The 17,880-nt window shown below is 58.0% G+C and carries 19 protein-coding genes; 9 read left to right on the top strand and 10 right to left on the bottom strand.

The window, feature by feature from the left end:
- Positions 1-28 precede the first annotated feature (28 nt).
- Positions 29-442 (top strand): GFA family protein, encoded by a 414-nt coding sequence (locus J3362_RS17440; protein ID WP_088559212.1) that lies wholly within the window; start codon positions 29-31, stop codon positions 440-442.
- Here the strand turns inward: J3362_RS17440 and J3362_RS17435 are convergent.
- The 7 genes from J3362_RS17435 to J3362_RS17405 all read right to left on the bottom strand — a co-directional run bounded on the left by J3362_RS17435 (position 436) and on the right by J3362_RS17405 (position 8,761).
- A complete protein-coding gene (locus J3362_RS17435; protein ID WP_349521472.1) occupies positions 436-1,557 on the bottom strand; it encodes a PQQ-dependent sugar dehydrogenase in 1,122 nt (373 codons plus the stop codon). The genes J3362_RS17440 and J3362_RS17435 overlap by 7 nt on opposite strands.
- Before the next feature lie 251 nt (positions 1,558-1,808).
- Positions 1,809-2,630: a (2Fe-2S)-binding protein gene (locus J3362_RS17430; RefSeq protein WP_349521470.1), complete on the bottom strand. Its 822-nt coding sequence runs from the start codon at positions 2,628-2,630 to the stop codon at positions 1,809-1,811.
- The gene (fhuB, locus tag J3362_RS17425; protein ID WP_349521469.1) at positions 2,617-4,647 is read right to left on the bottom strand and encodes a Fe(3+)-hydroxamate ABC transporter permease FhuB; all 2,031 of its coding nucleotides are present in this window, start codon (positions 4,645-4,647) and stop codon (positions 2,617-2,619) included. The genes J3362_RS17430 and fhuB overlap by 14 nt, the downstream gene beginning before the upstream one ends.
- Positions 4,637-5,572 carry an ABC transporter substrate-binding protein gene (locus J3362_RS17420; protein ID WP_349521467.1) on the bottom strand — a complete coding sequence of 312 codons (936 nt, stop codon included), beginning with the start codon at positions 5,570-5,572 and terminating at the stop codon, positions 4,637-4,639. The genes fhuB and J3362_RS17420 overlap by 11 nt, the downstream gene beginning before the upstream one ends.
- Entirely contained in the window at positions 5,562-6,335 is a 774-nt protein-coding gene (locus J3362_RS17415) for an ABC transporter ATP-binding protein (RefSeq protein ID WP_349521466.1), read from the bottom strand. Before J3362_RS17415 ends, J3362_RS17420 begins: the two co-directional genes overlap by 11 nt.
- A gap of 68 nt (positions 6,336-6,403) precedes the next feature.
- Positions 6,404-8,206: an ABC transporter ATP-binding protein gene (locus tag J3362_RS17410; protein WP_053114667.1), complete on the bottom strand. Its 1,803-nt coding sequence runs from the start codon at positions 8,204-8,206 to the stop codon at positions 6,404-6,406.
- A 102-nt stretch (positions 8,207-8,308) separates the two neighbouring features.
- Positions 8,309-8,761 (bottom strand): YaiI/YqxD family protein, encoded by a 453-nt coding sequence (locus J3362_RS17405; RefSeq protein ID WP_349521465.1) that lies wholly within the window; start codon positions 8,759-8,761, stop codon positions 8,309-8,311.
- A 273-nt stretch (positions 8,762-9,034) separates the two neighbouring features.
- Between J3362_RS17405 and J3362_RS17400 the strand changes: the two genes are divergently transcribed.
- Positions 9,035-9,607, top strand: a complete 573-nt coding sequence (locus J3362_RS17400; protein WP_349521464.1) for a histidine phosphatase family protein — start codon at positions 9,035-9,037, stop codon at positions 9,605-9,607.
- A gap of 40 nt (positions 9,608-9,647) precedes the next feature.
- Complete coding sequence (locus J3362_RS17395; RefSeq protein ID WP_349521462.1) at positions 9,648-9,986, top strand: zinc ribbon domain-containing protein YjdM; 339 nt, start codon at positions 9,648-9,650, stop codon at positions 9,984-9,986.
- A gap of 3 nt (positions 9,987-9,989) precedes the next feature.
- On the opposite strand, the gene J3362_RS17390 is transcribed toward J3362_RS17395, so the two are convergent.
- Positions 9,990-10,709 (bottom strand): tellurite resistance TerB family protein, encoded by a 720-nt coding sequence (locus J3362_RS17390; protein WP_349521460.1) that lies wholly within the window; start codon positions 10,707-10,709, stop codon positions 9,990-9,992.
- A gap of 226 nt (positions 10,710-10,935) precedes the next feature.
- Between J3362_RS17390 and J3362_RS17385 the strand changes: the two genes are divergently transcribed.
- Both J3362_RS17385 and J3362_RS17380 read left to right on the top strand, forming a co-directional pair.
- Positions 10,936-13,212, top strand: a complete 2,277-nt coding sequence (locus tag J3362_RS17385) for a bifunctional diguanylate cyclase/phosphodiesterase (protein WP_349521458.1) — start codon at positions 10,936-10,938, stop codon at positions 13,210-13,212.
- A gap of 95 nt (positions 13,213-13,307) precedes the next feature.
- Positions 13,308-13,817 (top strand): copper chaperone PCu(A)C, encoded by a 510-nt coding sequence (locus J3362_RS17380; RefSeq protein WP_349521457.1) that lies wholly within the window; start codon positions 13,308-13,310, stop codon positions 13,815-13,817.
- A gap of 40 nt (positions 13,818-13,857) precedes the next feature.
- On the opposite strand, the gene J3362_RS17375 is transcribed toward J3362_RS17380, so the two are convergent.
- Entirely contained in the window at positions 13,858-14,034 is a 177-nt protein-coding gene (locus tag J3362_RS17375; RefSeq protein WP_349521456.1) for a DUF2897 family protein, read from the bottom strand.
- 64 nt (positions 14,035-14,098) lie between these two features.
- Positions 14,099-14,929 (bottom strand): M90 family metallopeptidase, encoded by an 831-nt coding sequence (locus J3362_RS17370; protein ID WP_349521455.1) that lies wholly within the window; start codon positions 14,927-14,929, stop codon positions 14,099-14,101.
- 146 nt (positions 14,930-15,075) lie between these two features.
- Here J3362_RS17370 and J3362_RS17365 point away from each other — a divergent pair, with 146 nt between their 5' ends.
- From J3362_RS17365 to J3362_RS17350, 4 genes are all read left to right on the top strand, one after another.
- A complete protein-coding gene (locus J3362_RS17365) occupies positions 15,076-15,747 on the top strand; it encodes an SDR family oxidoreductase (protein ID WP_349521453.1) in 672 nt (223 codons plus the stop codon).
- A gap of 92 nt (positions 15,748-15,839) precedes the next feature.
- Entirely contained in the window at positions 15,840-16,901 is a 1,062-nt protein-coding gene (locus tag J3362_RS17360; RefSeq protein WP_349521451.1) for a GGDEF domain-containing protein, read from the top strand.
- Positions 16,902-16,922: 21 nt separating this feature from the next.
- Positions 16,923-17,378 carry a CopD family protein gene (locus J3362_RS17355; protein WP_349521449.1) on the top strand — a complete coding sequence of 152 codons (456 nt, stop codon included), beginning with the start codon at positions 16,923-16,925 and terminating at the stop codon, positions 17,376-17,378.
- Positions 17,379-17,405: 27 nt separating this feature from the next.
- Entirely contained in the window at positions 17,406-17,876 is a 471-nt protein-coding gene (locus tag J3362_RS17350) for a MaoC family dehydratase (RefSeq protein ID WP_349521447.1), read from the top strand.
- Positions 17,877-17,880 lie beyond the last annotated feature (4 nt).

The raw sequence follows: 17,880 nt of genomic DNA, 5'->3' as shown, positions 1-17,880 counted from the left end.
CGTGGACCGAACCAGTGAGGCCCGTCCCATGTACACCGGTCGTTGCCTATGTGGCGATATCAGTTTTGAATACGATGGCACTCTTGGCCCGGTGGCCCTGTGCCATTGCAGCCAGTGCCGGCGTGCCCACGGCAGCGCGTTTTCGGCCAGCGCTCCGGTGCAAAAGGTGCGGTTCCGGTTCGTATCAGGCGAAGACAGGATTACCGAGTTCGAATCTCGCCCCGGCAAATACCGGGGCTTCTGCAGCCGTTGCGGCAGCCAGCTTTACAGTCGTGTTGATGCCATTCCCGGGATTCTCCGGCTGCGGGTAGGCTGGATCAACGAACCCCTGGGGAAAGGGGCTGCCCAGCACGTTTTTGTCGGCTCAAAATCCGACTGGTTTGAGATTACCGACGAGCTGCCGCAGTTCGAGAAGACCGAGCGAACCAACGACCCTCATTGAACCGGTACCATCCGGTAAACCTTGCCCCGCGGTGAATCCGTCAGCAACCACAGGGCTCCGTCCGGGCCCATGCGTACGTCACGAATACGCTCGCCGAGATCGATCAACAGATTTTCCTCTTCTGTTACTTCTCCGTCCTGAATGCGCAGTCGAACCAGCTTGCGCATTTTAAGCGCTCCCACAAACAGATCCCCCTGCCATTCCGGGAACAGGTCACCGGTATAGAACGCCATGCCAGATGGCGCAATGGACGGATCCCAGTAATGAAGTGGCTGGGCCATGCCTTCCTTTTCGGTCTCGTCAGTGATGGGCAGGCCGGAATAGTCGATGCCGTAGGTGATTGTCGGCCAGCCGTAATCGGTGCCTGCCCGGATGATGTTGATTTCGTCGCCACCCCAGGGGCCATGCTCGTGGCTCCAGATCTCGCCCGTTTCCGGGTGGATGGTCATGCCCTGGATATTGCGGTTACCGGTTGTGTAAAAAGTATCGTTAACGCCGCTGGTGTCGAGGAAAGGATTGCCGGGCGCGGGACCGCCGTCAGTCGTAATCCGGTGAACGCCACCAGCATCATCACCATTGTCCTGGGCCCGGTCCATCTCGCCGCGGTCTCCAACGGATATGTAAAGATTGCCTTCCCGATCAAATTCCATCCGACCTGCAAAGTGCCTGCTGGTGTTCGAGCGGGGTAGCGCTTCAAAGATGGTGTCAACGCCGGTAAGGCGCTCTCCGTCCAGTCGGGCGCGTGCCACGCGGGTGGTCATGCCGTCACGGTTTCGATGGGCATAGCTCAGGAAAAGAATCTGATTCTGTTCAAATTCCGGGTGCAGAATCACGTCCAGCAGCCCGCCCTGGCCGGATACGACGAGCTCTGGTAGCCCGCTGATAGGGGTACTCAACAGCGCACCGTTACGGATCATTCGCAGCCGTCCTTCCCGCTCCGTCACCAGCATGGAGCCATCCGGCAGGAACGCCAGGCTCCAGGGATGCTCGAGGCCTTGTGCAATGGTCTCGAGCCGGAAATCGGTTTTGTCGGAGGAAAAGGTCGGGTTTGCCATGCTGGTAACGGCAACCAGCATTAAACTGCCTGTCAGTACAAGGTGTTTGAGTATACCCATTGGAGCCTCCGTTCCTACCGGTGCCGTGTGAACATTGAGAGTAGCAGTTGAAGCGGGCTTCGCCGAAGCGTGTCCCATTATCAAGAGTATAGGGCTTCCTTTGGATTACAGATCAGCGGCCTTCTATTGCAAAGGAAAATCATTCGCAATAAAGTAAGAGCCACTGGGTTCACCTCAAACGGGAGAGAAAGGAATGGCACCCGAACAGGAAATGATCGAAGGGTTGAAACTGGCGGCAGGGGCTGGTGTGCTTATTGGCCTGGCTGCCATTGGCCTGGTGTTGTCGTCCGCTCTAGGGGCATGAGAGCGGCGAATCGTTCCTTGCGATGTACGCCACAGGTACCGCAGTAACCGCCCTCCGGCAGCAGGTATTTCAGGCAACACCCCTTTCGCTGGGGTATTGCCGTGGCCTGCTCACCGAACACCGCAGGAATCCAGTCAATAAACTGGTTTGCATCGTTTTGAAATTGCTCCAGCCAGCCTTGCGCTAATTGGCAAAGCGCTTGCGGTTCGACCCGGTTCCACACGGCTGAAAACGGCGCCCCCAGTCCAAGACCTGTACTGCTCCAATAGGCGCCCGGGCTGACTCCCAACTGGCGCCGGAAGACAGGGTACCACTCAGCTGTCAGAGCTCCTGCTAACCTGACAAACGTTTCTTCATCAACACCCTCGCCACCCGGCAGCTGAAACCAACGGGATACGGTTTGTTTCGGGTGGTCCGCCGGAGCCAGGAATATTCTTTTGGCATCCGGTAAAGGCGCGTGGCCGTCGCGGAACAGCCTCAGGGTCAGCGGCGCAATCACGCTGAGCGCCAGATCCTGCTGAAGCACAGAAACAAACGCGCGCACGGCCCGGGGCCCGGCGTTGTCAGGGTATTCGATGCCAGCCTGGCTGAGCAGTAGCGACGGTTGCTCCAGGCACTGGGCCAGAGAAAAGAGGCCGCTTCGCGCACCAGCTTGCGTTTGGAGAGCCTCGGCAAGAACTGTTTCACCATCCAGCCCTGACTGACTCAGCAGACGGTAGTATTCCCGACCCCGGGGACCGACTCCCGGGTTACGCTCAGGCTCTGCCATGGCGACTCAGCCCCCAGAGGAAATACAGGCCACCGACCAGAGCTGCCAGAAGCCCCGCCGGAAGCTGGTTGGGGTAAACCACAATCCTGGACAGGTAGTCTGCCATGCCGAGCAGAAGACCGCCGGCAAGGGCAGCAACAACGAGTTGCCGCCCAACGGTCTGCTGGCCCAGAACACGGGCCAGGTGGGGTGCAATAAGTCCCACAAAACTCAGTGGGCCGATCACGACCGTCGCCGAAGCGGTCAGCAACGCTGCTAACAGAAGCAACATCAGACGGACTTTCGTCACCGGCAAGCCCAGTGAGCTGGCCGATGTTTCTCCCAGGGGAAGAATGCTCAGGGGCCGGATAATCACCAGGAGGCCGGCCGAAATCAGCACAATGAGTGCCAACAGCCCCAGGGCTTCGACTTCTGAAACCAGCCAGGTGGAACCGTACATCCAGTTGAGAAGCTGCGAGGCGACCGTGCCACCGGAAGCCATGACCAGGCGAAGGCCCGCGTCCATGAACACGTATAAGGCGAGCCCGCCAAGCAGGAGCTGGTTGCCGGCAAACCGGTGCTTGCGGGCAAGCATAATCAGCAACCCCAGCGCAGCTGCCGCACCCAGGGTGGCCGCGCCCAGCTGTCCAGCGCGCCCAATATCGGCACCAAACAGTACGATCAGAACCATGACCACCGCCGCGCCGCCGCTGATGCCGAGCATCTCCGGGCTGGCCATGGGGTTGCCTGTCATGCGCTGGATCAGTGTGCCCGCAAGGCCCAGGGCCACGCCGGCAAGAATGGCGGCCAGTAATCTGGGGCCGCGCCAGACCCACGCCTCGTGCCACTGGGCGGTCGGAGTCCAGCTCCATTCGTCCAGTCCCGGAGACCACCCCATGGAGATTACGATGGTGGCCAGCAGAAGAGCCGCTATGACCCCAGCAGTCAGGAAAATAGAGCGCCTCTTTGGCAGGAAACCGGCGGGGCTGTCATCCTCCCCTGGCATATGATGGGTGTTCTTCAAACCCTGCAGGGCCAGCAGGATAATCGGCCCGCCGATCAGGGCGGTGGTCGTGCCGGTTGGCACCAGCGATCCGTCGCCCCAGGTGGATGCCCAATGGGCGAGGGTATCTGCCAGCAACAGCAGGCCCGCGCCCAGGAGGCTGCTCCAGATCAGCCGCTCAGACAGTGTACGGGCACCCAGCAGCCTTGCCAGCACCGGTGCCGCAAGACCGATAAAGGCCACGACACCAACCCGGCTGACCACGGTGGCACTCATCAGGACCACCAGAAATAGCGCCAGCACCCGAATCAGACCGACCTTGGCACCGAGGGAGCGGGCAGAGGTCTGCCCAAGTTGCATGACCTGCAGCGGGCGCATCAACAGGACCATGAATACGCCCAACACCAGCACCCGGGGCCAGAGTTCCATAAACGGTTGCCAGTTATTCTGGACTAGCGAACCCGCGCCCCAGATGAACAGGTTCCCCAGCCATTCGCCTTTGAGTAACAGGAACGCCATGTTTACGGCGCCTAGGAAAAAAGTGACAACAAGCCCGGCCAGTATCACGGTGACCGGTGAAAAGCCCAGGCGCCAGGTGAGCGCGATGACCAGTCCGATGGCCAGTAGCCCGCCGGAAACTGCCACGAGGTCTGGACTGAAGGCGAGCAGGCCGGGAAAGAACATGGTCGCCACCGTTATACCGAACTGGCCGCCTGCCTCCACGCCCAGGGTTGTGGGGGAGGCGAGAGGGTTACCAAGGATCTGTTGGGTAACCGCGCCGGCGAGACCAAGACCAAAGCCAATGAGGACCGCAATGGCGACCCGGGGGGCCCAGCTGTAATGCGCGAGCACCGAAGCGTAATCGTTGGCGTCGAACGTCCAGAAAGCGGCGATGAGGGCGCCAGGGTCGAGCTGGCCAAACCAGGGCGCGGCGCTCGCGAGAAACGCGCCACACCAGATCAATGCTGCAGCCACCGGCAGTCTCGCTGGCAGGGATGGCTGAGCGACCGGGCTGGTCGCGGATTCAGCGTACATTGTCTGAACCTCCTTCCAGCAGGCCATCGGCAAGTAACGTCGCCAGTCGCTTGACCGGGAAGACCCCGCCAAACGGCCAGACCGGATCAATCTGGTACACCTGCTCGCGCTGGACCGGAGGCAGATAAGTCCAGAAAGGGCTATTGGCCAGGGTGTCAGACAACCCGGGCAGGGTCGGAGAAATGACAACAATCCGGCTGTCCTGATAGGGCGCAAGTGCTTCAAGCCCGACGACCGAGAACCCCCAGTAATTACCCGTGTGGGGCCAGGCATTCTCAAGGCCAAGGGCGTTCAGAGCGCTTTGATAAAGTCCATTGGGTGCATACACGCGAACGTGACGGTCGTCCAGAAAGTTCACCAGTGCGACCGGCCGGTCGGTCAGGCCAGCATCCTCAAGACGTTGGTGCTGGGCCTGGAGCGTCTGATTGATGTCACTGAGAACAGCCTCGGCCCGTTCCTCCCGGTTGAGCATGTCACCGAGGGTTGTGAGCATGTTGCTTGCCTTTTCGAAAGGGCGGGGACCTTGCTTGTACACACTCACAACGTAGGTAGGGGCAATGCGCTGAAGCAGGTTTGCGGCGGGAGCCATCTCGGAGCTGGTGACGATCAGGTCCGGCTTCAGCTCGGCAATGGCTTCCAGGCTTGGCGCCACGCGGGTGCCGACATTGGCGACTCCCTCTGGAAGTTCCGGTTCCTTGACCCAGACGTTATAACCGTCGCGATCGGCAACGCCAACAGGGGTAACGCCCAGTAACAGCAGGGCCTCGGTGGCGGCCCAGTTGAGAGCGATCACCCGTTCCGGAGTCTTGTCCAGGGTCAGGGTTCCCTGTTCGTGCTGCCAGCTTGCGGCACTGGCAAAGACTGGCATCAGGCTCAACAGCAGCGCCGCGCCGTATCGCCAGCAGCGTCCAGAACTAGTGAACATAGGACACCCACTGTCCGGGCGCGCGCTCCATCACGCCCATGGGCACGCCATATATGGATTCCAGGACGCCGGAATCCATGATTTCCCGGGGGCTGCCATCGGCAACCAGTTGCCCGGATTTCAGGGCGACCAGACGGTCGCAGAACCGGGCCGCAAGATCCACGTCGTGCAGCACCAAGACAACCGTAAGATCCCGCTGCTCGGCGAGACGATGCACCAGACGCAGGGTTTCCACCTGATGTTTCACATCCAGGGCGGATATGGGCTCATCCAGCAGCAGGCATCGTGTTTGCTGGGCCAGCAGCATGGCAATCCACGCGCGCTGGCGTTCACCACCGGAGAGCGTGGCGACAGAGCGATGCTGGAACTGGCCGAGTCGGGTGTCCTCAATGGCCCGGGTTATCAGCCGGTGGTCTTCCTCGTTATAGCGTCCCAGCGGTCCGCGCCAGGGGTAGCGCCCCAGGGCAACCAGCTCGCGAACCGTCAAACCGTCGGTTCCCGGCGGATGCTGGGGCAGGTAGCCCACATTGCGGGCAAATTCCCGTGCACCCGTGCTCCGGAAGGATTTGCCCAGAAGCCGGACATTGCCGGTTGAGGGTGCAAGCTGGCGGGCAAGCACCTTGAGCAGAGTGGACTTGCCGGAGCCGTTATGCCCGAGCAGGGCTGTTACCTCACCCTCACCGAAACCGAGGTTCAGGTTCTGAAGTATGGTGGTGTCGCCAATGCGGACATCAAGATTGGAAACGTCGAAGAAAACAGGCATGCAGGCTCCCGAAATGCTGAGGGCCTGCAGAATAATTTAAATGCGAATCACTATCAATATATATTGCGTTAAATGGCTGCCTGTATTTGCCCGGTCTGCACACGCCATTGGTTGGCGTAAGCGCCGTCCTGGTCGAGCAGCTCCCGGTGAGTTCCCTGTTCCAGCACTTTGCCGCCTTCGATGACCGCGATGGAGTCGGCATCAACGATGGTGGAGAGCCGATGGGCAATCATGATCACGGTCCGGTTATGGCCGATACGCTTCAGTGACCGCTGGATGGCGGCTTCTGTTTCGTTGTCCACCGCGCTGGTGGCTTCATCAAGCACCAGTATCGGCGGATTTTTCAGCAGTGCACGGGCGAGGGACAGTCGCTGGCGCTGTCCCCCGGACAGACGAACGCCCCGTTCACCCACCGGTGTGTTCAGGCCCTCGGGCAACGCTTCGATAAACGACCAGGCTTCCGCGGTTTTCGCTGCATCAATGATCTCGGTATCGGAGGCCGCCGGATTTCCATAGGCAAGGTTTTCCCGAATGGTGCCCTCGAACAGGTAAACATCCTGACTCACCAGCCCAATTGCGCCACGCAGGGATTGCAGGCTGAGATCCCGAATGGGTTGTCCATCGATTCGGATTTGGCCGTTGCTCGGATCGTAGAACCGCAGCAACAACTTGATGAGAGTGGATTTGCCGGAACCGGTTGCGCCGACCAGCGCAAGGGTATTGCCAGCTGGCACGGTCAGGCTGATATCCCGGATTCCTGCGCCGCTGGAGGGATAGTGAAAGCTTACTTTGTCCAGCTCAACATCGCCTTTCACCGGCTCTGCCAGTGCCTTGCCACCCTCGTCACGCACGTGCACGGGCTCGGCCAGAAGGTCCAGAATCCGACGGGTGCTTGCCATGGCCCGTTCGAACAAATCAATCACTTCGGCAAGCCCGGTCAGGGGCCACAGCAAGCGCTGGGTAAGAAAGACCAGAACGCCATAGGCACCCACGTTCAGGTTTCCTTCAAGGGCCATCATGCCCCCCACCGTGAAGGTGGCCAGGAAGCCGGCCAGAATGGCCATCCGGATCACCGGAATAAACGCAGAGCTGATGCGGATGGCCCGGCGGTTGGCCTCCACGTAGGCTTCGCTGCTTTCTTTCAGACGCTTTGCCTCTCTCTGTTCAGCGGTAAAGCTCTTGATGGTGGCGATGCCGCCCAGATTGTTGGCCAGCCGGCTGGACAGGTCACCCACTTTTTCACGAACGTCGGCGTAGAGCGGCCCCGCTTTGCGCTGGAAGTAGAAGGCGCCCCAGATAATCAGGGGAATGGGGGTGAATGCCAGCAGCGCAATGAGCGGCGAGAGCACGAAGAATACGGCGCCGACGGCAACCACGGTTACCAGCACCTGAATCATGGCGTTGGCGCCGCCGTCGAGGAAGCGCTCGAGCTGGTTCACGTCGTCGTTCATGGTGGCCACCAGCTGGCCGGAGCTGCGGGCCTCGAAGAAACTCATGTCGAGGCGCTGGGCATGTTCGTAGGCATCCTGCCGGAGGTCCGACTGCAAACGCTGGGCGAGGTTGCGCCACAGGATCTGGAACAGGTATTCGAACAGGGATTCGCCGGCCCAGATGAAAAAGGTGAGTACGGCCAGAATGGTGATTTGCTCCTGGGCCGTTTCAAAGCCGAGGCCAGCCACAAAGCTCTCTTCCTGGTTGACGACCACATCAATGGCGACACCGATCAGGATTTCCGGGGCGATATCAAAGAGTTTGTTGATGATCGAGCAGGTGGTGGCGGCGATGATCTGTCGGCGATATCCCCGGGCGTATCTCAGCAGGCGGGCCAGGGCAGCAAAGCTGCTGGTGGTTTGGTGGCTGTGTGAGGACATACTCCGCTTCTCTCCCTTGAATCAGGCAGGCCCGCGTTGAGCCTGCAAATAATAAGGCGGGAAGGGTAGCGGATCTGCCCAGGTTTTAAAATAGAATCATTATCAACTGCGTTTGTTTCTTTGCAGCCAGCGGTCAAGCTTGTCGGCAAATTCCTTGCGGTCGGTCTGGCTGAAAGGGGCGGGGCCTCCGGTGACCTGGCCGGCATTGCGCATTTCTTCCATGAAGTTGCGCATGGCCAGGCGCTGGCGAATATTCTCTTTGGTGAAGGCCTGGCCGCGGGGATTGAAGACGTCGGCGCCTTTTTCAATGGCTTCGGCGGCCAGGGGGATGTCTTGGGTGATTACCAGGTCGCCTTTGTGCATCTGGTCCATGATTTCGTTGTCGGCCACATCGAAGCCCTGGGGAACCTGTCGGCGCTTGATGTAAGGGCTCGGGGGCAGGGTGATGGCGTGGTTGGCGATGAAGGTGGTGTCGATTTGCCAGCGGGTGGCGGCGCGGCAGAGGATTTCCCGGATTGGAACGGGGCAGGCGTCGGCGTCGACCCAGATTGGCATGGTGGTTCCTTCTTTTGGCTAGGCTCTGCTGGGAGTTTACCTTTTGTTGATATGACCCTGATAGTTGGTATCCGCGTATTTAGGAGTGTGGTTCGACTTCAGTGGTTGAGGCATTGAGGCCGTCGTTCCAAAAACCGCTACGAGCACATCCATGTGCGCTTGTTTCGGGCCATCCCTGGCCCTCTACATTTTTGGAACGACGGCCCCAATGCCTCTCTCAGACATCCGTGGTTTATCCGCGGTCGCAGCAACCTTATAAGAGAGGTGTTGGAGATGATTTGCCGAATTCTGTTTTCAGGCCTGTTAGCCCTTCTGGTTTCGTTACCGGCCGTTGCTGCCGATAACAACGAAGAAGCCTGGGATGCACTGCGAGATGGACGGGCTGTTCTGATGCTGCGTCACGCATTGGCACCTGGAACCGGTGATCCGGGCAACTTTGATATCAACGATTGCAGCACCCAGCGGAATTTGAACGACGTCGGTCGTGAGCAGGCTCGGGCGTGGAAGCCGTTTCTGGCGGACCATGGTATTACGGAGGCGCGGGTGTTCAGCAGTCAGTGGTGCCGTTGTATGGATACCGCAACCGGGATGGACATGGGGAAGGTAACGGAGTGGCCGTCGCTGAATTCTTTCTTTCGCAATCGTGGCGATGGTCCGGCGCAGACGCGGCAGACAATTGCTCTGGTGAATGAGTTGGAGGACGGTGCACCGGTGATCATGGTGTCGCATCAGGTGAACATTACGGGCCTGACCGGGATTTTCCCCTCGTCGAACGAGGGCGCGATTATCGCCCTGCCTCTTTCGGAAGATCCGACGGTGCTGGCGAGGGTCTCACCCGGGCGTTGATGGTATAATCCTGTGCCCATTCAATTAACAGGAAATGATAATGTCGCAGCTTCCGCCATGCCCGCAGTGCAGTTCTGAGTACACCTATGAGGACGGCGTTCAACTGGTTTGTCCCGAGTGCGGGCATGAGTGGTCTGAGGCGGACGCTGCGGCGGCTGACGCCGCGAAGATGATTCGCGACGCCAACGGCAATGAGCTTCAGGATGGTGATACGGTTACGGTCATCAAGGATCTGAAGGTAAAGGGCTCCAGTTCCGTGGTTAAAGTTGGCACTAAGGTGAAGAATATCCGCCTGGTAGATGGCGATCACGATATCGACTGCAAGATCGACGGTATTGGTGCCATGAAACTGAAATCGGAGTTCGTCAAGAAAGCCTGACGACTACCCCGCTGTTGCACTCTGGATCTGTTGTTCCAGTTCCCTGGCAAGGCCCGGGTCGAGCTGCAGGGCGCTTGCCAGTTGATCCAGCCAGGCCCGCTCCATGGGGTTCTGTTCGTCGATCATTACCGCGCTGACGATGTAGATTTCCCGGCTGGCCTGGGGTGAGTCGGCATTGCGTGCCAGGGCAGTGGCGTCCAGAGGGGCGTCGAACTGCTGCTGAATCCAGGCGTGAAGCTCGTCATCCGGACCCAGTTTTTCAATTTCCTGGGTGAGAAGCGCGCGTTCGTTGGCGTCGATGTGGCCGTCAGCGCGGGCTGCCATGATCATGGCCTCGAGTATTTCCAGTCCCCGTTGTTCCTGCGCCTGGCCCTGCAGTTGCTCCAGTGGCTGGCCCTGCTGTGCCAATGCCGGTTGCGCCGGGCTCTGGCTGTTGGTCTGATAGTTCTGATAGGCTTTCCAGGCCAGGACACCCACGCCTGCAAGGGCACCGTATTTGAGGGCTTTGCCGCCCATCTTTCGGCCGCGCTTGGAACCCAGCATCATGCCGAGGGCGCCGCCGCCCAGCAGGCTCTTTACGTCGATGCCTGAACCGGATCCCTGGCTGCCCTTGAGTTGACTGCCAAGGTTGTTCATCATTTTGTTGACGTCCATGCCACTACCCTGGGACTGGCCACCCTGGGCCTGCTTCATTACCTGGTTCAGTACAGACATCACGTTCATAAACACACTCCTGTAAGATCGACTGCCGTTGAGCTTCTCAGAATAGTACACCCGATATCCTGATCGCTGATGGGCGCGGAATTACTCTGTTGTCACGAATCGACGCATTTAGTTCCATGGCAATTAACAACCTACAAATTAACGGTAAATAGTAATGCGCTTTTCGGGCTCTCCCGTATACTGACGCAAGGCCGTCGTTCAATCTCCTGAATTCCTGGAACTGCTTTTGGCGATTCTCAAACGCAATCTTTGGACACTCTTCGCTCTTATCCTCCTCGGTGGCCTGTTGCTCCTCAGTACTGTTCTGTTCTTTCGTTGGCAGGGCCTTATTTCGGACGAGAAGCTTTACCAGTCCGCCCGTGTCGAGCTGGTCGCACAGTCCGTTGACAGCATCCTGCGAACCCAGGAGCTGGTTCTCGATGTTATTGGCCGCGAGTTGCTCAGTCAGGACAACCTCCTGTCAGGCAGTCGACAGATCCCCTTGCTCGACAGCATCCTCGCCGCCAACCCCATGCTCGTGGGCTTTGGATTGGCCAGGCCGGACGGCACGCTGGTTCGTGTCAGCACCAACCTCGATCTGTCGACTCTTCCGAATTTGAAAACCGACCCCGAGACCCGTGACAGTTTCCTGGGAGCACTGTCTTCCGATGCAATGGTCGTGGGCCGGACCTATTTCGTAGACGCCCTTGGCGCGTGGGTTATACCGATCCGGAAAGCGATACGTTCCCCGAGCGGGGAAGTCGTTGCCGTCATGACAGCCGGCATGCGGCTTGATGGTCGCGGTTCGGTTTTTGGCAAGACACTGCATGACGGCGACTCTGACACCGTAATGCTGTTCCGGGAAACCGATGGCTATGTTCAGTTCATGTCGGCTGACGGCATTGGCCCGCAACAGTATTCGCAAATCCGGGTGCCGATGGACCAGAGGGAGACAAATAGGGCAGCGTTCGAAAAGGAGCTCGGCAAGAGCGTAGAGGAGGTCATGCAGGGCAGTGATTCGGTGGTTATCCGAACCCGACGCCAGGGTGAGGATTATCTGACGGCTGCTGTCTTCAACGCCCGTTACCAGTTGTGGTCCATCTCGGAAACCCGGTTTGCTCCGCTTTACCGGGAATTTTTCCAATCCATGTTGCAGTATCTGCTGGTATTCCTGGTCGTCGGGGTTGTTTTCTACAAGGGGTTCCGGATTATCGACAACGCCGAGAAAAAGCGGCATCTGGAGCTTTCCTACCTCTCACGGCACGATGATCTGACAGGGCTGTTGAATCGCAATGGGCTGCTGGACCGCCTCGACAACCTGGTTCCGGATAGAAAACCGTTCTGCCTCATTGTGATCAACATTGATAACTTTAAAGGCATCAATGACCGGTTCGGGCTGGAGACCGGAGATGAAACCCTTCTGGAGTTCGGTCGTCGGCTCGCCGAACTGGTTGAAAGCCGGGACGATCTTGCCCGGCTCGGTGGCGACGAGTACGCCATTGTGACCCCGAACACCAACCTCGACGATGTTGAAAAAGCCTGTGTGTCGCTTGCCGGCGACCTGTCCCGTACTTTCGAAGTGGGTCGATTGAGGTTGCAGGTGACGGCGAGTATTGGTGTGGCCTGCTTTCCGGATGACGGGGATTCTCTCAGCAAGCTGATTCGAAGTGCCCATCTTGCGCTGTACGAGGCCAAGCAAAGCCGGAACGACGTCTGCATTTATCGAAGTGAGATGGAAATGGCCTATCTGCGCAGGCTGTCGGTCGAGCAGCGTCTCAGGTACGGCCTGGCATCTGGCTCCCTGTACATGGTTTATCAGCCTCAGGTAGATGAGACTGGAAAAGCGGTCGGACTGGAAGCACTTGTTCGCTGGCAGGATGAGGAACTCGGCTTTGTTTCGCCCGCGGAATTTGTTGAGGTTGCGGAGAAAAGTGGGCTAATGGTTCCTCTCGGGCGATTTGTGGTTGAAACCAGTATTCGCGAATACAGCCTGTTTCGTGACCAGGTCGGTGGCTCCGTGGACCTGTCTATCAACATCTCCGTTATCCAGTTTCGCCAGCCAGACTTTGTTGAAGCAGTGCTTGAGGTTCTGGCAACGCACCGTGTGTCGCCCGGTGAGCTGGTTCTCGAGATCACCGAGAGCCTTTTCATGAGTGACTTTGATAAAGTTCTGAAGTCGATCGAACGATTGCGCGAGAACGGGATACGAATCTCGATGGACGATTTCGGTACGGGTTACTCCTCGCTCAGTCTTTTGCGAAAGCTGCCGCTTGACGAGTTGAAAATCGACAAGAGCTTTGTCGATACCATTCTGGAAGACGAAAAAGCCGCGAACATGATCCGGAGTATTATTGCCATTGCCCGTAGCCATAACATGGAGCTGGTTGCCGAGGGTGTTGAAGATGAGGCCCAGGCCAGCGCCCTGGTCGAGATGGGCTGTCGACGTTTTCAGGGTTATTACTTCAGTCGTCCGGAGACCCTGGACAGACTGAGAGCGACCCCGGCTCTCGCTATCGGGCATTGACCCAGTCTGCGACCATTCGTCGCACTGAAAAGCTTGGATCCGTGGCCTACCCTTTCTATCCTTTGGTTTTGAACCATCGACAAGGAACACTGGACATGAAGTATTGCCTGAGCGTGTTTGTGCTGGCCCTGGCCCTGGTTGCCCCGACAGCATTTGCCCATGATTACAGCCATGGCCCGGTCAAGGTCGATCATCCCTGGAGTCGGCCCACACCGCCTGGCACGCCCATGGGCGTGGGTTACATGAGTATCTCCAATAGCGGCAGCAGTGATATCACCCTGGTTGGGGCCGCAACCCCGAGGGCAGGTAGCGTATCGATCCATGAGACCAGCATGCACGATGGTGTAATGCGAATGGCACCGGTCAAGGGCGGGCTCGCCATACCGGCGGGTACCACCGTGGAGTTGAAGCCCCACAGTTTTCACCTGATGCTGGAGAAACTGAAAAGTCCGTTGCGCGAGGGTGAGAGCATTCCATTGACCCTGACCTTTGAGGGGGCGGACGAAATGCAGGTTGAGCTGAATGTCGAGTCGCTTGATGGCGAGATGATGAAAAGCGAGAGCATGGATCACTCCGGCAACAGTATGGGCCACAGCGGACACTGATCAAACCTGCCCGGGGCAGGCTTCGCGGCTGCCCCCAAAGCTACCACTCTCTGTCTTCGGCGCTCTCTTCAGCCTCGATCTCAGCCTTCCGCGCCTGGATTTTCTTCATCTTCTCATCGGAGATTTTCATGCTGTGTGCATTGTCACGCAGTATCACCAGGCTACCCACGATCAAGGCAAGGGCAACAACTATGAATATCCATCCTATGGCTGGCATGTACACCTCCACCAGTTGATCCGCTTTCCTACATAGTGGACCACGCATTGATCTGCCACAACTGTCATGCATCCTTCCAGAAAGCCGTGGGATCGAGTCGGTAATACCCTTGTAGGGCCTTGTAGACCTCGGGCTGTTCGCGCTTGAGATGGCGAGGCTGCTGGAAAAATGCCTCGGTGAGCACGGCGAAAAATTCCGCCGGTTCGGTTGCGCCGTATGGATCAAGCCACGATCTGTGGTGGTGCTGCAGGGAATGCCTCAGGTCTTCATAGGCCGTCGTCATGGAGCTTTGCCAGTGTCGGGCCTGCTCGCCACTGAGCGGCGGCGCCCCGTCTGCGGTGCCATCCAGGTAGTCCAGCTGGTGTGCAAACTCATGGAGCATGACGTTATGGCCACTGTGCGGGTTCCTGGCTGCCTCCTCACATTCTGGCCAGGCCAGCACCACCTGGCCCCTGCTTGAGGCCTCGCCGGCCCGTATTTCATTACTTTCGCTGACAACCAGACCATCGCTTTCAATGTCTCTGACGTGATAGGCATCGGGATAGACCAGAATGCTGCTTACCTCGTCAAAATCCGAATAGGGGCGGGCAAGAATCAGCAAACAGGCGTGGCCGGCAATGGTCACTCTCACCGCGTCGTCCACCTCAAAGCCGTCACAGCCATAGAATTCTTTCTCGGAGAGAAAAAGCTGGACCCGTTGCTCCAACGTTTGCTTGAGGGCTTCCGGAAGCTGTGGGTAAAGCGGCACGTTCGCATCAAGAAGCTCGCGCCAGGGTATTGGAAAGGGGGCCCTCAGTTCTCGTTCCCTCCGCCAGGCGCGGTAGAAGAAGAGGTAGAATATGGTTGCTGCGATCAGGGTCACTGCAAAGACTGCGAAAACAAGTGCTGCTGACATGCTGCTCCCAGCGACCATTGATTGAATTACCCCGTATCTTACAGAAAAATTGGATCTGCACGCAGTCAGGTCCCGTATTGCTGGTTGTTCTTCGGTGCAGGGGATGTGAAGCTGCATGAACTGTATTGATCGTTGAGGAGGCTGATATGTCCGAGAATTCCACTGTTGTAATCACCGGGGCAAACAGGGGCATTGGTCTGGAGCTCGCCCGGCTGTATGCAGGCCGCGGTTGCTCCGTGATCGGCGCGTGCCGGGAAGCCTCGCCGGAGCTGAAAGAGGTTGCCAAGCGGATTATCGAGAGCGTCGACGTGACGACCGATGGGGGCGTGGCCGAGCTCGTAGCCGGTCTTGAGGGCGAGCGTATCGATCTGTTGATCAACAATGCCGGTCTGCTGCAGGACGAGAAACTGGGCAGTATCGATTTCGATTCCATCCGCACCCAGATGGAGATCAATGCCTATGCTCCGCTGAGAGTGGCTGAAGCCTTGTTCGAAAAAATCCCCTCTGGAGGGAAAATCGCCAACATAACCAGCCGCATGGGCTCTATCGCCGACAATGATTCCGGCGGCCGCTATGGGTACCGTGCTTCCAAGGCAGCGCTAAATGCCTTTGGCAAGTCCCTGGCGATGGATTTGAAACCGCGGGGTATCGCCGTGGCGCAGCTGCATCCCGGCTATGTCCAAACCCGTATGGTGAATTTTGGCGGGTTGATTACCCCGGAAGAATCGGCAAGAGGCCTGGCAGAACGGATTGATGGCCTGACTCTGGAGAATACCGGGTCGTTCTGGCATAGCAACGGCGAAGAGCTGCCGTGGTAACTCTGAAAACATTTTCATTTGTTTACATTGGAGTGAGGCAGAATTCTGTTTTAACGAGTATTCTTGCTACCTAAAAAGGAATTCTGCTGTAAATGAAAAGTGCGACTACTCCAATGACTTATGAGCCTGAGCGGGATCGCAGGCCCCAATTCTGGCGTCTGGCCATGCGGTGTGCCCAGATTGCCGGAACCGTGGATGTCATCTTCTTTTTTCTTTTCCATGCCTTGGGGTCGCCGATTCTGGCGTGGGTTAATGTGGTCAGCGTGGCCATGTACGCCGGGGCCTATTACGCACTCAAATACCACAAGAACAATATTGCAGTCGTACTCATCTGGGCCGAAGTGCTTGGCCACGCCGGCCTTGGCATCGTTCTGATTGGATGGGAGAGCGGTTTCCATTATTACCTGTTGATGTTCATACCGGCGATTTGTGTGTCCGCATCACGGAAATGGGCCATCTATGCGCTGTCAGCCCTGTGGGGTTACTACATCGCCCTGGATGTCCTGATGTGGTACGTCGAGCCGTTACAGCCGATTCATCAAACGGCTCTGCATATCGTCCATCTTTTTAACCTGAGCGTGGTCTTCGCCATGTTCAGTTACCTGGCTTCCTATTATCTGAGAATGGTGGTCACAGCCCAGCGCAAGCTCCGGGAAATGGCAACAACGGATTCACTGACCGGGCTTTTCAATCGCCGGCACATGACCTATCTGGCTGAAAAAGAACTGGCCCGGTTCAGCCGTAGCGGTCACCCGGTTGGCTTTCTTCTGCTGGATGTCGATCATTTCAAAACAATCAACGACGCCTATGGTCACGAAACCGGCGACCGGGTGTTGGGTTTTGTTGCCGATGTGATTCGTGAGGAGTTGCGGGCTCAGGACCTGATCGGTAGATGGGGCGGCGAGGAGTTCCTGGCCATCCTCCCTGATACGGATTCCGGCAAAGCGCAGGCAAGCGCGGAGCGGATACGGAATGCGTTTTTGGCCAGGGACTGGAGCGCGATTACTGGTGGTGATGCCGATGTTACGATCAGTATCGGTGTGAGCGAACTGCGGGCTGGCGAAGACCTGAGTGCGGCTGTCAGCCGGGCTGATGAAGCGCTTTACCGGGGTAAAACCGGCGGCCGGAATCGGGTCGAGCTGGAAACCATCTGACGACATAAAGGGGTAGCTTTGATGAGTCTTGCAATTGCACTGCACGTTCTGTCGGCGGTTGTCTGGGTCGGCGGTATGTTCTTCGCCTATATGGCGATGCGCCCGGCCGTTGTTGAGGTAGTAGAAGCCTCGCAACGGGGCGTTCTCTGGTCCAGGACGCTAGAGCGGTTCTTTCGCTGGGTGTGGCTGTCAGTTGTGTTGCTCCTGGTCACCGGTTACTGGATGATTTTCAATGTGTTTGGCGGTATGGCTGGTGCCGGCTGGCATATTCATGCCATGCAGACGCTCGGCCTGTTGATGATGCTGCTCTACTTCCACGTGTATTTTGCGCCTTTCCGGCGGCTCAAGCAGGCGGTTGCAGACAAGGATCCGCAGGCTGGCGGTGTTCAGGTGGGAAAAATCCGCCGGCTAGTCGGCATCAATCTGATTCTCGGCCTCATTGTGGTCGCGATAGGGTCGGGCGGTCGGTACCTGTAACCGGCTGGGCGATCGGGGATCGATACCATGTCTGATATTCGAAAGAGAGCCATTGCCGGCCTGAAAGCCGGAGATTCGTTTACCCTGGCGCGAACGTTCACCGAGGGTGAGACCCTTTCCTTTGGCGAAATCAGCCGGGATCAGAATCCGGTTCACTACAGCGATGAGTTTGCCCAGGCCAAGAACCTGCAGGGAAAGATCTGCCATGGCTTGCTGGTTGGCGGGATGATCACGGAAGTGGGTGGGCAGATTGGCTGGCTGGCGTCCGGCATGAATTTTCGCTTCCGCCGGCCAGTGTATTTCGGCGATACCGTCACCTGTGTATTCACCATCACAGAAGTGGATGAAAGGAACCGGGCCCGGGCCGAAGCGGTGCTCTCGAATCAGCATGGTGAGCCGGTTATCGAAGCCACGTTAACGGGTGTTTTACCCGGGCCGAAGGAACAGCAGTTGATGTCAGCAATGATCAGCGAGGAGAAAACCACGTCTGCCAGCTGACCAG

It is taken from the genome of Marinobacter sp. NFXS11 (assembly GCF_040148675.1).
GTDB lineage: Bacteria > Pseudomonadota > Gammaproteobacteria > Pseudomonadales > Oleiphilaceae > Marinobacter.
The sequence above is the reverse complement of the archived record's forward strand: the minus strand, read 5'-3'. Positions and strand labels throughout refer to the sequence as shown.